14 protein-coding genes are annotated in these 16,635 nt (G+C 42.6%); 3 read left to right on the forward strand and 11 right to left on the reverse strand.

Annotated features, from left to right (window positions below; all coding sequences use genetic code 11):
* Window positions 1–16: 16 nt before the first annotated feature.
* The 4 genes from E2491_RS00940 to E2491_RS00955 form a co-directional block, all read right to left on the reverse strand.
* On the reverse strand, window positions 17–1,456 hold the full coding sequence (locus E2491_RS00940; RefSeq protein WP_134371608.1) for a phospholipase D-like domain-containing protein: 1,440 nt from the start codon (window positions 1,454–1,456) through the stop codon (window positions 17–19).
* Window positions 1,457–1,478: 22 nt separating this feature from the next.
* Window positions 1,479–2,057: an SCO family protein gene (locus tag E2491_RS00945; protein ID WP_244093838.1), complete on the reverse strand. Its 579-nt coding sequence runs from the start codon at window positions 2,055–2,057 to the stop codon at window positions 1,479–1,481.
* Between the two features lie 102 nt (window positions 2,058–2,159).
* Window positions 2,160–5,249: an AAA family ATPase gene (locus tag E2491_RS00950; protein WP_134371612.1), complete on the reverse strand. Its 3,090-nt coding sequence runs from the start codon at window positions 5,247–5,249 to the stop codon at window positions 2,160–2,162.
* Window positions 5,246–6,385, reverse strand: a complete 1,140-nt coding sequence (locus E2491_RS00955) for an exonuclease SbcCD subunit D (protein WP_134371614.1) — start codon at window positions 6,383–6,385, stop codon at window positions 5,246–5,248. Before E2491_RS00955 ends, E2491_RS00950 begins: the two co-directional genes overlap by 4 nt.
* 308 nt (window positions 6,386–6,693) lie before the next feature.
* Between E2491_RS00955 and E2491_RS17415 the strand changes: the two genes are divergently transcribed.
* Both E2491_RS17415 and E2491_RS00960 read left to right on the forward strand, forming a co-directional pair.
* The gene (locus E2491_RS17415; protein WP_166805759.1) at window positions 6,694–6,843 is read left to right on the forward strand and encodes a hypothetical protein; all 150 of its coding nucleotides are present in this window, start codon (window positions 6,694–6,696) and stop codon (window positions 6,841–6,843) included.
* 110 nt (window positions 6,844–6,953) lie between these two features.
* Window positions 6,954–7,382 carry a DUF2621 domain-containing protein gene (locus E2491_RS00960; protein WP_134371616.1) on the forward strand — a complete coding sequence of 143 codons (429 nt, stop codon included), beginning with the start codon at window positions 6,954–6,956 and terminating at the stop codon, window positions 7,380–7,382.
* A 31-nt stretch (window positions 7,383–7,413) separates the two neighbouring features.
* On the opposite strand, the gene E2491_RS00965 is transcribed toward E2491_RS00960, so the two are convergent.
* The 3 genes from E2491_RS00965 to E2491_RS00975 all read right to left on the reverse strand — a co-directional run bounded on the left by E2491_RS00965 (window position 7,414) and on the right by E2491_RS00975 (window position 9,718).
* Entirely contained in the window at window positions 7,414–7,896 is a 483-nt protein-coding gene (locus tag E2491_RS00965; protein ID WP_134371618.1) for a CcdC family protein, read from the reverse strand.
* A 680-nt stretch (window positions 7,897–8,576) separates the two neighbouring features.
* Window positions 8,577–8,939, reverse strand: a complete 363-nt coding sequence (locus tag E2491_RS00970; protein WP_134371620.1) for a response regulator — start codon at window positions 8,937–8,939, stop codon at window positions 8,577–8,579.
* A gap of 71 nt (window positions 8,940–9,010) precedes the next feature.
* Window positions 9,011–9,718 carry a cytochrome c biogenesis CcdA family protein gene (locus E2491_RS00975; RefSeq protein ID WP_134371622.1) on the reverse strand — a complete coding sequence of 236 codons (708 nt, stop codon included), beginning with the start codon at window positions 9,716–9,718 and terminating at the stop codon, window positions 9,011–9,013.
* A 251-nt stretch (window positions 9,719–9,969) separates the two neighbouring features.
* Between E2491_RS00975 and E2491_RS00980 the strand changes: the two genes are divergently transcribed.
* Window positions 9,970–10,179: an aspartyl-phosphate phosphatase Spo0E family protein gene (locus tag E2491_RS00980; RefSeq protein WP_134371624.1), complete on the forward strand. Its 210-nt coding sequence runs from the start codon at window positions 9,970–9,972 to the stop codon at window positions 10,177–10,179.
* A gap of 65 nt (window positions 10,180–10,244) precedes the next feature.
* Here the strand turns inward: E2491_RS00980 and E2491_RS00985 are convergent, their stop codons facing one another.
* The 4 genes from E2491_RS00985 to tkt all read right to left on the reverse strand — a co-directional run bounded on the left by E2491_RS00985 (window position 10,245) and on the right by tkt (window position 16,488).
* On the reverse strand, window positions 10,245–12,041 hold the full coding sequence (locus E2491_RS00985) for an ABC transporter ATP-binding protein (protein ID WP_134371626.1): 1,797 nt from the start codon (window positions 12,039–12,041) through the stop codon (window positions 10,245–10,247).
* A complete protein-coding gene (locus E2491_RS00990; protein ID WP_134371628.1) occupies window positions 12,041–13,795 on the reverse strand; it encodes an ABC transporter ATP-binding protein in 1,755 nt (584 codons plus the stop codon). The genes E2491_RS00985 and E2491_RS00990 overlap by 1 nt, the downstream gene beginning before the upstream one ends.
* 291 nt (window positions 13,796–14,086) lie before the next feature.
* Entirely contained in the window at window positions 14,087–14,308 is a 222-nt protein-coding gene (locus E2491_RS00995) for a YneF family protein (RefSeq protein ID WP_134371630.1), read from the reverse strand.
* Window positions 14,309–14,484: 176 nt separating this feature from the next.
* Entirely contained in the window at window positions 14,485–16,488 is a 2,004-nt protein-coding gene (gene tkt / locus E2491_RS01000) for a transketolase (protein ID WP_134371632.1), read from the reverse strand.
* Window positions 16,489–16,635 lie beyond the last annotated feature (147 nt).

Here is a 16,635-nt window from a genome sequence, read left to right on the forward strand (position 1 = left end):
CACTCCTTGCGAAAGATTAATAAGTAGTCAGTCCGAGCGCTTTTTGAACAGCGTAGACACCACGTTGCCAAAAGGAAAGCACACCCTGGAATTCCTCTTCGGGAACCGTATATTCAGCCCCTTCATTTTGCCATAGCTGATTGAAGTAAGTTTCTGTAGCGGTCATAACATCACTTGATGACGGGCCTTTGATGATCAGGTTATTCTCAAGATTATAATCTGTTAAATTTCTGGCAGTGAAATTGGCTGATCCCGAAATGATCGTGGACTCATTATTGGACTTCAGGTAAATCATTTTAGGATGAAACTGTTCGATATCCACATTATACCACCTGATTTTTAAACGGTCATCAGTGTTTTCCAGCATTTCATGGATGACAGGCCGGTTTGGCAGTCCCGTTTTTTTGTTTCCAAACGCGGTTTCATTCGGATCTAAAATAAGTGAAACCTCAACATCCCTAAGTGCAGCCTGTTCAAGCGCATTAACGATCTCAGGTTCAGCAAGATAAAACATTGCCATCCAGATTTCATCACCAGGCTCTGTCTGCTCGATGGCAGAGAGAATTGCTTCATAGGTTTTCCCTTCTGTCACGTATTTAACTGTTAACGCACCTTCACTCTCCTGACTTCCTTCATACTGAGGTAGCTGAATCTCAGGATCTGATAAATTGACAACTGCCTGTTCGGCATTGAGCATCTCCTGAATGATCGGTCCGCTGACTTCATAGGCAACATTGTTGTGAAAACCCGATTCGTTATGCGCGTTTGCAGATAAGACCATACCGCTCTTTTCAGTAATGACCGCTTTACGATGATTCGCTTTTACATTACCGAGCATTAAGTAAGATCTTAGCGTCATTTCCGGTCCGCCGCTGACAAACGGGTTTGCAATCCAGCCTTCTCCGCCCTGACCAAACCAACCTGGTCCCAAACGCCAGAAGGTTGAATAAAGTGGCGTTGAATCTCTTAGAGGATCGAGGTTTGTGATGACAACGTTGATACCGGATTCTTCTAAAGGTACCAGCCATTCAGCCTCATATGAACCATACCCCGTGTTCACAGGGTCTGTAATCACAGTTATGGGAAGGTCCGGATTCTCCTCTTTCTTCATGAGAAGCTGATCTCTCAGGTTACCTGCAAGATCAGGATACCCTTTATCCTCGTTAACCCTTCCATCAATCATAAAGATATCAATAACAATAAACTCTTCCGCTTCCTCAATCACCTGTTCGACACGGTTAAAAATTTCGTGATCCAGCACTCTTTCACCGTTTTGTTCATAGGTCAGATCACGAAAAAACTGTACACTTTCCATCTGGTACTCTGAGCTCTCATAAGAAATCCCATCTGGGAGCGGCTTATACTGATGATATAATAGAACACTGATATAAATAATGAGCAGCGCACCTATCGCGATCCAACGCTTCTTTTTCCACCAGTTTTTTTTCTTTTTCATTGTGAGCCCTGCTTTCCGGAAATTAATTGGATGATACAGCTTTTAAATCTGACACGATTTCATCTTCAGGCACATCACTCACTCCGTCATAACTTTTTACGACTTTACCTTCTGCATCAATTAAGTAAAAGCTCGTCGGATGGGACATCTGATCTGAATTTGGATCATCAATCACCAGTCCCTGAAACGATTCCAGTGCAAGATCACTGATTTCTTCAAACTCATATCCGGTTAAGAAATCCCACTTTTCCTCATTCATTTCATATCTGGAAATAAATGCTTTAAGCGTTTCCTGATCATCCCGTTCAGGATCGACGCTGAATGATACGATGCGGTAATCCTCAATTCCCTCTTTTTCAATTGCTTCCTGAACACCAGCCATATTGTAGGTCATCGGCGGGCAGACCGTATCACAATTTGTAAAGATAAAATTTGCGATGACAGGGGTTCCTGCCAGATCCTCATTTGAAACGGTTTCCCCGTTCTGATTTGTATAAGAAAAGCTTTCAAGATCATGATCCATATTCGGCTGAAAGCTTTGCATGCAGCCGGATAATAGAAAAATAGTTAACAAAATGCCAATACCTGCTGATTTTTTCACGTAACTCTTCCTTTCCGAACACATTATTCGAAGTTAATCGTACAAAAATGAAGAGTTATATACAACGTCTCTTACCGTCTTATCATGTACATATTGTGACAGTTAGAGTGATTCAAACAGAAAGCGGGTTGAACTTCCTGTATTTGTACTCGTAACTTCAAGCCTTGCATCAATTCGTTCCTTTAATTCAGGAACGTGCGAAATGACACCGACTAGCCTTCCCCCAGCCTGTATTTCCATCAGTGATTCAATGGCCTGGTCAAGCGATTCCGGATCAAGCGTCCCGAACCCTTCATCAATAAACATCGTTTCAAGTGAGACACCGCCGGCATAAGACTGGACAACATCTGCCAGGCCAAGGGCAAGTGATAGTGACGCTTTGAACGCTTCACCACCTGACAGCGTTTTAACATGCCTTGTCTGCCCGGTATAATGATCCCAAACGAGAAGTTCAAGACCACTCTGCTTATTTCCTTTTGACCGGTCCTCTTTCCTGGCAAGTTCATATCTGCCGGATGACATTTTAAGCAGTCGTTCGTTCGCCGTGAGTAAAATATCATCCAGGTAATAGGAAAGTACAAATCTTTCAAAAGTCAGTTTCCGCTCATTCTGACCATTTGCCGTATCTGAAATCCATCCGATCAGCCTGTAACGCTCCTCTAAATCAGAGGATAACGTGATGCTCTCTTCAATTTTACGTATTAATTCCTCATGGCGCTGCACGTAGGCAGCCGCCTGAGCAAACATTTCCTCGAGCTCTCTCATTTCTGACTCATAGCCGTCCTGCCTGGTTTTTAATGCTTCTGCATCAGGCATGACAACGCCTTCAAGCGCTTTTTCTGCTGATAATTTTTTTTCTTTAATAAGAAAAAGCTGCTGATGATAGTCACGAATTTCACGTTCAAGTTCCGATTGATCATTTGGATGCATATTTGCGGAAACGGCCTCCTCCTTTGACTTGAATACAGATCGCTGAAGTTCGGCATCAAAGCTGTCAGCCGATTCTTTTTCCTTGCGTGACGCACTTTCTGCTTCCTGCTGACTTGTTTTTACACGTTCAGTAAGACTGGCCATTTTATTTCCCGCTTCATTAAGAGCAGTTTCTTTTTCCTTCCGTCTGGACTGATAAGTTGTGATTTCCTGCTTTAATTGTTTGATTTCCTTGACGTATGAATCATTCCCAATGTAGGCATCCGGAATTTCTTCAGACAAAGACGTAATGGTAGCTTTTGTGCTGACATATTGTTCTCGCTGCTGCTGTACTTCAATTGAAAGTCTGTTCTCAATATCTTTATTTCGTGAAAGCTGCTGCAAAACGTCCTGCAGCTGATCTTTTATACCTTCTGATTGCCTGATAGACGCCAAAAGCTTTTGTTCTTTTACTTTCAGATTGTTAAGAAGCTGAATTACAGGCTCTTTTTCATCACTAAATTCAGCCTGCAGCTCTTTTATCCGTTGTTCGAGCTCCAGCATTTTTCCTTTGGCATGCTTATATTCAGCATCCATACGTGCACGAGCCTCTTTTAACGATGAAATTTCTTCCTGTGCCTTTTCAATGTCGTAATGGTCATTGGACGCTGCAGCAGGTTTTGGGTGATGTATGGATCCGCATACCTTGCACGGCTCACCATCTCTCAGTTCACTGGCGAGAGAAGCTGCATAAAAGCTGGATTGCTTCTTTTCTTCTTCCCCTTTTTTCTTCTCTGCCTGCGCAACCTTATGTTCAATGGAATCAAGGTCTGTACGCAGCTTATCAGTTGAAAGACGATGTTGATCAAATAGCTGCCGCAGCTCACTTAATTCCTTTTCTTTACCCGCTTTTTCGCTTGCCATATACAATTCATGCTTTATTGATGCATAATTTGATTTTTCCTCTAAATAAATCCGGTGCTTGTCCTCAAGCATCAGTTTTTGGTTTTCCAGATTTATTAAGGTCTCCTGAATGCGGGTAAGCTCGGTTTTGCCTTTTTTTCCACTTGATTCAATCCTTAGAAGCCTTTCATTCAATTCAGTCAGCCTGTTCAGCTTCTGCTCAAGCTTCTCTAATTCTCCAAGCTTCTTCTGTTTTTGATCGATTTCAGATTCAAGACTGAGCAGATGATCAAGGTCAGATTGCAGCGAGACGAGCTGCCCCTGAATAAAAGTCAATTCCCTTTCAGCAGATTCCTTTGCGGACCTTCTCAAGTCCACTTCCTTCTTTTTCAACTCCAGATCCTGAATAAATGGAATCAGTTTTTGCGCTTGTACGGCCTTTTCGATTTTTTGTTCCTTTTGTGATATTTGGTCTTTCTGCTGTTCAAGGCTGGTAAATTTAGTTTTCAGTTGATCAAGCTCATCAAAAGACTTTTTTACAAAGTTAGCACGTTCAATTTCCTTGATTGTGTGGTCCATTTTTTCACGTGTCTGTTTTATTAACAGATGGATTTTGTTTTTGTTTTCATTCTGAGTTGCTACTAAGTTTTTTGCTAGTGATAAGGCCTTTTCTTCGTTGACCGGTTCTGTTAAAAGCTCCCCTTGCAATTCTTCATCGTCTAACGCATCAATCGACCCGATCATTTTCATTCTTTCACTCTGATACTGCTCTGCGCGCTGTTTCAGCTCTTTCGCTTCATTTTTGAGCTGATCCTGAAAGTTGCGGTAGAATTTTGTGTGGAACAGCTTTTGAAGAATCAGTTCCTTATCTGTACTGTCAGATGTTAAAAGCTTTCTGAACTCTCCTTGGGGAATCATGAGGATCTGCCTGAACTGATTAAAATCCAGCTGCATAATCTGCTGGATTTTTTCATCCGTCTCTCGTAAAGATGCTGCTGTCAGCACTTCCTTTCCTTCCTCAAAAACGTACATTTCGGCATCGGAATTAACGAGCCGTGTTCCTTCTCCACGACTCTTCTTCCTTTCCTGCATCGGTGACCTGACAATCCGGTACACCTTTTTTTTCAGCTCAAAAGTGAAATCCACTTCTGTCATCAGATCTTCATCCGCAAAATGACTTCTCAGCTCCTGAGGAGAACGTTCCTCCCCACTCGTTTTTCCATACAAGGCAAACGAAATAGCATCAAATACCGTAGTTTTACCAGCACCTGTTTTTCCGGAAATGACGAACATTGTCCTGCCATCCAGTTCGGTAAAATCAATCGTTTCAATATTTGCATAGGGCCCAAATGCCTGCATCTTCAATTTAATCGGCTTCATTGATCCTGATCTCTCCCTGTCGCATTGAATTGCCGCTCTGCTTCTTTTTCAATCAAATCGGTCCATTCTGCCGTTGTCACATGCTGATAAAATTTCTTAAACAGCGCCACATCAGAAACATCTGCTGACAAACCCGGCTTTAATCCATCCTGCATTTTTTTATCCCGCTGAACCGTTTTTCTTTCCAAATGGAGTACATTCGGATAAATCGATCTTAAGCGGTTCATCGGATCAATGAGTGAACCTTCATCAAGCAGCACCACTTTCAGATAATCATCCGTTTTCTGATGCTGGTAAAATGATTCGGATAACAGGTCTGCCAGGTGTCCTTCAATGATTCTCATATCCCTTTTTGGTTTAAGCGGAATTTCCTTTACAGTTGCCTGACCGTTTTCAATGGTCACCGATTTTACTATTTTCCGCTGATTTGCCTCTGAAAAAGAGTACTTCAACAATGAACCGGAATAATGCACTTTTTCATCTTTTATTGCATCCGGACTGTGCAGGTGTCCAAGGGCGGTGTAAACAAAAGGAGAGAACAAATCCTTGCCTACCGTTCCCGCTCCCCCGACAGAGAGCGTTCTCTCTGAATCAGATGTCTGGCCGCCCGCAACGAAGGAATGGCCAACAAAAACGTGTGCAGTATCAGGTTTAATTGATTCACTGATCTGTTCGATAATCTTTTTTGAAGCATCATGGTGTGTCATGATTGTCTCATCATCCAGAACTGATCTTATTAAAGCAGGCTCTGCATAAGGTACAGAGTGAAACGTCACGCCTTTAATCGTGACCGGATCAAGCTCCGGCGTCCATTTACCAGTCATGTGCATTCCCGACTGTCTATACCAGGCTGAACCGAAGGCCAAACGGTCAGCACTGTCATGATTTCCGGATATCGCGATGACCGGAATACCCATCTGCACATTTAAGGTGTAAAGCGTTCGATCCAGGAGATTAACTGCCTCAGCCGGTGGTACAGACCGGTCATACAAATCCCCCGCGATCACAATCGCATCCGGATTTTCTTCTTCTGCAATCTGTATAAAATGCGCCAGCACAGATGCCTGATCCTCGGTCATATAAACTCCATGCACGAGCTTGCCCAAATGCCAGTCCGCTGTATGTAAAAATTTCATTTTTCGACACCCTTTTTTATGTAGTGAAGCCATTATACCATTGATCTAATTATGCTTTCCTCCCTAAATAAAACCTAAAAATGCCGGCTGTTTTATTGTCAGGTTAATCTTTACAGTTCTGAATAGAGATACAAAAGAATACATATAAGGCAGGAGAAAAACTGTTCAGATTCGCGTTACGTACAGTCTTTATATGGTTGGAATTAATGATTATGAAAAATTAAGTATAAAAATTCATACTTTTGACGGATTGTTTTGTTTGAATTTTCAGATAATATTGTATATACAAATGAAAGGAGGGGCACTGAATGCGAAAAATTGAAAATGATTATATCGAAAAACCGGAACTGGAATCAGATGAGTACATCCGCGTAACTGCCGATAACAAAAAGATTTATGAAGTCCGCCGTGAAAACCTTCATCAGCTTGTCTCCCTTGGCTACCGTCAAATCCAATAGTTCATGACCTGTTGAGTCAGGTCATTTTTCATTTTACGGTCACTCCCTTGATGACACGTTCAATCTGCACTATAATGAAACTGTCAACATAATGGAACGGAGTGACGAATGTGCTTGAAGGTTGGTTTTTATGGTTTATCCTCTTTTGGGTGGTCGTCCTGATTTCTCTTTTTGCGATCGGCGGATTTTTCATGTTCCGCAAATTTTTAAAGAGAATGCCAAAAGAAGATGGTAAATCAGATTTGGATTGGGAAGAGCATTTTGTCGATCGAACCAGACATTTATGGGGTGAAAAAGAACGTATGCTTCTCGAGGATCTTGTAAGTCCTGTACCGGAGCTTTTCAGAGATGTAGCCAGGCAGAAAATCGCCGGCAAAATCGGTGAACTTGCGATTAAAGAGAAAGCCGGCAGCATTACCCTTGATCTGATCATCAGAGGATATATTCTCGCAACACCAAAACGCGACCATAAATTTCTGCGTAAAAAAATGAAAGATCTCCAAATAGACCTGCAGCCGTATGAGGATCTGTTTGCATAATAAAAAACATCGCATATTGCGATGTTTTTTATTATGCAAACTGTGAAGGCTGGTCCACCGAGTCTTTCTCCAGCTTTTTGAACTGAAGGTACATGGCAATCCGCCATGGAACAAGCATACCAAACGCCAGAATCCAGAACATCCCGGCAAGCGTACCGACCTCAATGCTTGAGCTGAGCACAATTTTCATGACAATCCGAATGACAAGCAAACCAATCAAAATGAAAGGAAAAGCTTTTGATGCCCGTAAGTAAATTCCGTCATCCTTATGTTCAAACTTTGACGTCTTAATCAGAACGATCGAAAATAAAAGTCCGACTGCAAGGGCCTCTGCAGCCTCAACAGGTGTTACGCGGAAATACGGAAAGATAAACATGAGTGCTCCGGTACTCATAAATAACGGAGGCAGAATAATCTTTTTTGCGGTAACAGGCTTTTTCGAGGCTTTCATTCGAATTGCGAGAACGGCTGATCCCATAATGACAGCTGCTATGGTTGAAAGGATCACATACATTTGTTAGCCACCTATCTGTGTAATCGTTTCACTATGCTTGTTTAGTATAATAAAGAATCGGTGATTTGTAAAAGTGATTCTGAGGTTGTTATCAGTTTAATAAACCGTGCCGGAGCATTCCTTCGCTTTCCGCTGTCTAGCTCCGGCGCGCAGGGACTAGCAAACTTCCCGTCCTCTCGTTCGATAAGTCAACATCAGCTCACTCCGTTCGCTGTGTTTCCTTTATCTTCGTCGAGGCCAGTCCAGTTTGTACGTCCCTAAACGCCCGCCTCCGCTTTTCTATGGCCTCGCGGTGAGCCAGCTAGCGCTTCTCTGCCGCAGGAGTCTCCGGAATGCCCCGGCACTTCAAGTGTAACTTCCCACTTAATTGTTTATTATTTGGAGTATAAAAAACCCTTTAGAATTAAAGATCTAAAGAAATGATATTGTTTATCGAGTTCCTTATACAATCAAAAGATTGTGTGGTTTCTCAGTGATTGAGTTTTTTTTAATGTACATATATTATCAGAGGGCCTGGACCATCCGGAGACTCCTGTGGCGGAAAGGGACAGGTGAAACCATTGTGCAAAGCACAAGGGGTTCACCGCCCGGCCACGGAAAGCGCAGGATGGTCCAGGCCCGGTGCTCTTCGTTATTCAATTAAAAAAACCGTATTCTGGTAAGGAATACGGTTTTTTTGGTTATTGTTTGATTACGCGGCTCATGGATTCAATGACGCGGAGGCTGTCGAACGGTTTGACGATGAAGTCTTTTGCTCCGGCTTCGATCGCTTCGATCACCATTTTCTGCTGACCCATTGCAGAACACATAATGATTTTGGCTGAAGGATCTTCTCTCAGAATTTCTTTTGCCGCACTGATTCCGTCAAGCACAGGCATGGTAATATCCATTGTTACAAGATCCGGGCTGAGCGCTTTGTATTGTTCGATAGCGTCCTGTCCGTTTTCAGCTTCACCGATTACTTCAAAATCAGAGTTTGAAAGCATGTTTTTAAGTGTCATTCTCATAAATTTAGCATCATCGACCACAAGCACTTTTGTCATTTGTCTCACCCTTAACTATATAGTCTATTATAACTATACAATTAATCCTAAAGTCCTTCAAGTAATATGGGTCAAAATCCTGTGAAATTGCCGAAAATAGGAAGCAATAACTCGATAATCCAGGTTAATCCATCAAAAAACAGAACGATTCCCATGCCAATCATGGCCCAGCCGCCAATTTTCATAATCTGACCGCTTCTCTTGCGGATCCAGCCGAGCTTGTTCAGGAAAAAAGACAGTACAAAAAATGGCAAGGCAAATCCTGCGAAATAAGCCATCATGTAGCCAAATGATGCTCCCGGGTTGACGGAGGCCATAACAAAGACTGCACTGAGAATCGGTCCAATACATGGCGTCCAGCCTGCTGCAAATGCCAGCCCGATGAAAAATGTACCGATGTAGCCTGCCGGTCTGTTTTTAAAATGAACTTTTCTTTCTTTCATTAAAAATTCAGGTGAAAAAATTCCAACCGTTATAAGGCCAAATACAACAATTAAAATGGCACCAAGCTGCCTGATCAAATCATCATATCTGAACATAATTTGTCCGAGCAGACTTGTGGTGAAAGCCAGTGCAATAAAAATAACGAGAAAACCAAGCAGAAAGAATAGTGTATGGAGCATGCTAGACTTTCTGAACATGGCTTTTTCTTTTGTCAGACTTTCAACTGACATGCCGGTAATATAGGATAAGAATGCCGGATAAAGCGGTAATACGCAGGGTGAAACAAAACTCAGCACACCTGCTGCGAATGCAAAAAATATGTTTAAGTCAGTCATAGAAACCCCCTTAAGTAATGGTGCGTATGTTCATTTTAACAGAGCATCACACTTGTCAGATGATACGAAGTTTAACGTTTTGTGACGCAAACGGTTCCGCAGGCTGTTCACAAAAATTTTAATAAAAATACCAGGTTTAAAAGATTTTTTACTTTTCATCCTGAAGAATTTTCGGTATACTATACGGTAAGTTACAGGAATGACAAATACTGTATGGGTCAGGTTGACTACCCAATGAAAGGATAGGCTTTATGGCTGATCAAAGCAAACTCCTTGAAGAAATCGAAAAGAAAAGGCAGATTCTCATTTATACTGCTGCAAAGGAAGGCCTTTCTTCTCCGCGCGCAGTGAAATACTCTCAGGAGCTTGATGAACTGCTTAACCAATTTGAAAAAGAACATTCAGAGAGGCCTCAGCCCCCTCGGTCCACTGATATAAAAATCGCTGCGAACCCAGGCTGAAAAAGAACATAATAAGATTAAAAAAGACTTCCTTACAAAAGGAAGTCTTTTTTATGATGTCAAATCTATAATGTTTCTTCCATCGCTTCAGCTTTGTTGTTTTGTAGTAAATACATTTTGTGATACAGTCCACCGAGCTTTAGGAGCTCCTGGTGATTTCCACGCTCTACGATCTCACCCTGATGCAGTACAAGAATCTGATCTGCATCCTGAATCGTCGACAGTCTGTGTGCAATCGCAATCGTCGTTCTGCCTTCACGCATCTTCTTTAAAGCAAGCTGAATTGCTTCTTCAGTTTCCGTGTCAATGTTGGCAGTAGCTTCATCAAGGATTAATATATCCGGATTTGAGGCGATTGTTCTGGCAAACGCGATCAGCTGCCTCTGACCACTTGAGAATGCAGCACCTCTTTCCACCACTTTATGTTCATACCCGTCCTCGAGCTGGTCAATAAAGTGATGAGCCTGGACAAATTCACTTGCTGCACGTATTTCCTGGTCGGTTATATCCGCATTAAAGAGCCTGATGTTACTGCTGATGCTCCCGTAAAACAAAAACGGATCCTGCAGAACGAGGCCGGTTTTTTTCCGTAAATCCTCAATTGCATACGACTTAATGGAATGTCCATCAATTAGGATTTCCCCTTTTTCAAACTCATAAAAACGCATAAATAAATTGATAATGGAGCTTTTTCCACTGCCTGTATGTCCTACAAGCGCAATGGTTTCCCCCGGATTTGCCGTAAAAGAAATATTTTTTAATACATCCTTTTGTCCATCGTAGGAAAAGGTGACATTCTTGAATTCGATTTTCGCTTCAGGATTGTGATGAACTGACTTTTCAGGATGTGCGGGTGAAAGCTCCTGATGATCCATCAGTTTGAACACTCGTGAGGCGGCGACAATGGCTTGCTGAAAAATGGATAATCGTTGCATCACCTGATTAATCGGTTCAAAGAAGCGGTCCAGATATTGAACGAATGCATAAAGCACTCCAACTTCAATACCTCCTGCAATATCAAGTGAGGTAAAGCCGAAATAGCTGAGCACAAGCATGAGTGCCAGTATATAGACTAAATCAATAGCTGGACGCAGCAGTAGGCCATCAATTTTAATATTTTTCATACCTGCACGGTAATGCTGCTGGTTAATGTCACCGAATTCATCAGACACTCTCTGTTCCTGCCTGAATACCTGAATAATGCCCATTCCGGAAATGGATTCAGCAAGCTTTGCATTTAACTGACTTAACCGCTCTCTGAGATCCTGATAAAAGACCGAGCTGTACTTACGGTATGTCCGGATGATCACAAATAGAACTGGCAGTATCAGCAGGCAAAAGAATGCCAGTCTGACATTTAAAATGAACATGGCGATAAAAATTCCGACCAGCAGAAATGCGCTTTGTATAAATCCAACGAGCACGCTGACAAACATTTCCTTAATAGCTTCTGTATCATTCGTTACCCTTGAAACGATTGAGCCGGCAGGTGTTTTATCAAAATAGCTTGCGCCAAGGTCCTGAACATGCTTAAACACATCAATACGAAGCTGCTGAATAATATTCAGCGCAATCTGCTGAAATTTTAACAACTGAAAATACGTAATAAAGACGTTTCCGAACTGAATGACAATAAATGCTGATGCAAGTGCTGCGATTTCCTGAAACGGAAAAATACCTGGCGTGAGATAATCATCAATAAAAATCTTGATTAGAAAAGGTCCCGCCACTTCCCCGCCTATCATCAGAAGGAGAAGAACAAAGGCCAGAGCAATCGGCTTTTTAAAAGGTACTGTGTAGGAAAGAAGGCGTTTTAAAACCTTCCACTGATCTTTGCCTGTCAAAGTCTGCTGCTGTTCCATTATCGTTCCCCTCCTTTTTCCACAAGATCTTCAAGCTGCTGCCTCATATACATCGTATAATACAAACCGCTTTTCCCCATCAATTCCATATGAGTACCTGATTCCACTAATTCTCCCTGATCCAGCACGAGAATCAGGTCAGCGTGTTCTACGGCACTGAGGCGGTGCGCAGTGATGATGGTTGTTTTTCCTTTTCGTTTTTCTTTCAGACCGGTCAAAATGTCCTCTTCCGTTTTCGCGTCAACTGCAGACAGTGAGTCATCAAGGATAAGTACCTCAGGGTTTGTAACAAGAGCCCTGGCGATGGATATCCGCTGCTTTTGACCACCTGACAGAGAAACCCCTCTTTCACCTACAACCGTTTCATACCCGTTTGTAAAACCGGTTATATCCTCATGAACCCTCGCAATACGCGCTGCCTCTTCAAGAAGCTCTTCAGTCACATCCGGTGCAGCAAATCGGATATTTTCTTTTACAGACATTGAAAATAAAAAGTGATCCTGCGGCACATAACCAATCGATTTTCTGAGCGCATGAAGGTCATATTTTTTGATGTCTTTACCGCCCATCCCGATAAACCCTGTGTACTGATCTTCTTCACGCATGAGAAGCTTTAGCAGCGTCGTTTTACCAGCCCCGGTTTTACCGACAATTCCGAGTGTCTGACCACGTTTCAATTCAAACTGAATAGTTTTTAAGGTCGCTTTATCTGTTCCACCATACGTAAATGAATCCAGCGCAAGCTGAATATCACCTTGAGGCGGATTTGATGTACTCCCATCTTCATTTTTGATTTCCTGAGGGTGACTCAGCAGAATGTTGACACGCTCGTAGGATGCTCTCCCTCTTTCCACGATGTTAAACAGCCAGCCAAACGCAAGCATTGGCCAGACTAAAAGTCCGAGATAGGTTGTAAATGAGACGAGTTCACCAAGTGTCATTTCTTCTGCCACGACCATTTGGGCACCAAAATAGATGGAAAGGAAGTAGGAAACACCGACGATGAATGTGATCGTTGGATCAAAAAGAGAGTCAACTCTTGCGACAGCGATATTTTTATCGACTACGCTTTTTGAGAGCTGCCTGAAGGATTCGACATCCTCTTTTTCCTGTCCGAATGTTTTGATTACTTTTATGCCACTGATGCTTTCCTGCGTTTTGTCGTTTAGGTCAGAGAAAGCTTCCTGCGCATATTTAAATCTTTTGTGCAGCATTCTCCCGTACAGACTAGTAGACAGCGCCATAAATGGCATCGGAATGAGGGCAATCAATGTTAGTTTCCAATCGATGAGGATCGCCATTGCCCCGATCACAAACAATCCTGTTGCAAGGGAGTCCACAAGTGTCAGTACGCCTGCCCCGGCTGTCTGCTGGATGGCTGACAGGTCGTTTGTTGCATGCGCCATTAAATCTCCGGTTCTTCTGTTCTGGTAAAATTGTCTGGACATTTGTGTGAAGTGTGTGAACAGTTTTTCTCTCATCTGCTTTGCAAGTTTGACAGCTGAACCGAAGATCATAATTCTCCAGTAGTATCTGAGGACATACATACCGAGACCGGATGCCAGCAGAAGCCCCATCCATAAAGCGAGTGTCTGTCCGGTCAATGTCTGATTTTGAATCAGATCGACGATGATTCCGATGACCCGTGGAGGAACAAGCTGGAGTGCTGCGACAAACAGCAATAGTGTGATACCTGTTAAATACGCTTTCTTTTCCTGAATAAAAAACCATTTTAGATAGTAAAAAACAACCATATTTTCACCAGACTTTTCTTATGTAGTTTTGTTAGCCTTACATATCGTACCAAATAAAACGGAGTGAGAGAAGGGTTTTTTGGGAGTCCGCATTGGAAGGTTAATCATTCGTGTCAAACTCTGTTTGACACGCCTTGCAGGCAGAGCCTGCAAGGTTCCAAGAATACAAAACCGCCTGGGGGCAAGCGAGCTTGCCACCCAGGCGGTTTTGTATTCTTGGAAAATGATTAACCTTCCACGGCTATGTAAAATAAAAGCACTTTCTTTTAGCAGAAAGTGCTGTTCATTTTTTTATTTTTGCTGTTGCTTATTCATAGCACTCATCATCTGATTGATTTTTTTCTGCGACGGTTTCATTCCCATCTGCATCATCATCATGCGAAGCATTTGCTCATTGATTGGCGGGTTCTTTTTGAGATACGTCATCATGTATTTACGTGCGATGAAGAATCCAAGTGCGACTCCGGCAAGCAAAGCTACAACAATTAATACAATTGCAAGCCATAATTCCATCTTATATTGCCTCCTAATTCATACTTTCATTAAAAGTGTACAAGAACCGATTAAAATATACAATGATTTATTACATTTTGATATCGAAGTATAGCAATTTACACAAAAAAGTTGTGCCACGGGTAAGCTCGGCTACCCGTGGCACGAAAGATTACAGCAATATTTGCTTCTGTGAATTATTTATTGAGCAGGTTTTTCACGCGATTCACAACGTTATCCACTGTAAATCCGTATTCTTTCAGTACCGTTCCGCCTGGAGCAGATGCACCAAATGTTGTGATACCAAGGATATCTCCTTCGTCACCAGTATAACGCTCCCAACCTAGTGGCGTTGCCATTTCTACTGCAAGACGTTTTTTCACTGATTTTGGAAGAATAGACTGTTTATACTCATCTGACTGCTTTTCAAAGCGGTCCCAGGATGGCATGGAAACAACTGCTACATCAATGTTTTCTTTTTTTAATGCCTGCTGGGCTTCAAAAGCGAGACCGACTTCAGATCCTGTTGCAAGGATTAAAGCATCTGCTTCTTCTTTCTGTGCAGGTGAGACGATGTAAGCACCTTTTTTAACACCTTCGTATGCTGTTTCTGCAGTGTTAGGAAGTGTTGGCAATCCTTGTCTTGTCAACACAAGCGCAGTAGGATGATCCTTCGCTTCAATCGAAAGCTTCCACGCTGCAGCCACTTCGTTTCCATCAGCTGGACGCACAACAGAAAGATTTGGCATTGCACGAAGTGATGGCAGCTGTTCGATCGGCTCGTGAGTCGGACCGTCTTCACCAACTGCAATACTGTCGTGAGTAAATACATATGTGACAGGAACACCCATTAGCGCTGACAGACGAACTGCCGGACGTACATAGTCACTGAATACAAAGAATGTTCCACCGTATACGTGAAGTCCACCATGAAGTGCCATTCCGTTCAGTGCTGCGCCCATAGCAAACTCACGTACGCCAAACCAGATGTTTCGGCCTGCAGGTGTTTCAGCTGTGAAGTCATCTTCTTCCTTCATCATTGTGTTGTTAGATCCTGCTAGGTCTGCAGATCCCCCGAAAAGTGAAGGTACTGTTTTGGCAATCGCATTTAACACTTCACCTGAAGAGGCACGGCTTGCAAGTGATTTCCCTTCTTCGTAAACCGGGATTTCTTTATCCCAATCTGCAGAAAGAGTGCCGTTAATAGCATTTTCAAGCTCTTCAGCAAGCTCCGGGTAAGCATTTTTATAAGATGCAAATGCTTCGTTCCATACGGCTTCGTTTTTCTGACCGTTTTCAACTACAAGCTCCTCAAAACGGTTATATACCTCTGAAGGAACGTGGAATGGTTCGTGTTCCCACTTGTACGCTTCTTTTGTTAATGCAGACTCTTCATTACCAAGCGGAGCGCCGTGAACTTTTGATGTACCTGCACGGTTAGGAGATCCGAAGCCGATGACCGTTTTAATTTCAATCATTGTTGGACGGCTTGTATCCGCTTTTGCTTCTTTGATCGCTGCAGCAACTTCATCAAGATCGTTTCCGTCCTCTACGCGGATATACTGCCAGTTGTAAGATTCAAAACGTTTCTTAACGCTTTCAGAGAACGAGCGATCCAGATCTCCGTCAAGTGAAATATCGTTTGAATCATACAATACGATCAGTTTGTCCAATCCAAGGTGTCCAGCCAGTGAAGCTGCTTCTGATGAAACCCCTTCCATCAAATCGCCATCTCCACATAATGTGTAAGTATAATGGTCAACAATCTGATGACCTTCTTTGTTATATTTCGCCGCTAAATGACGCTCAGCCATCGCCATCCCTACAGACATACCGATCCCCTGTCCAAGTGGACCCGTTGTAGCTTCTACACCTTTTGTATGTCTGAATTCCGGGTGTCCAGGTGTTTTAGAACCCCATTGACGGAAATTCTTAATTTCTTCCATTGGAAGATCATAGCCTGATAGATGCAGAAGGCTATATAAAAGCATGGAGCCATGTCCTGCTGATAGCACAAAGCGGTCACGGTTGAACCAGTCCGGATTTTTCGGGTTATGGTTCATAAACTGTGTCCATAGCGTGTATGCAAATGGAGCAGCCCCCATAGGTAGTCCCGGGTGACCCGAATTTGCTTTGTCGATCGCATCGATCGATAATGTCCGGATTGTGTTAATTGCCAATTGATCTGTTTGTGTAAACATCCACTACATCCTCTCTCTAACTCAATATGTGTCTATTGTACGCAAAATTACACAGATGTACAAACATCTCACTGTATCGTTTTTAAAAAAGTTCATTTGTAATCCTGACACTTCCATCTGTTCCACACTATTCCTGTATGACAATGT

The organism is Jeotgalibacillus sp. R-1-5s-1 (genome assembly GCF_004405105.1).
GTDB lineage: Bacteria > Bacillota > Bacilli > Bacillales > Jeotgalibacillaceae > Jeotgalibacillus.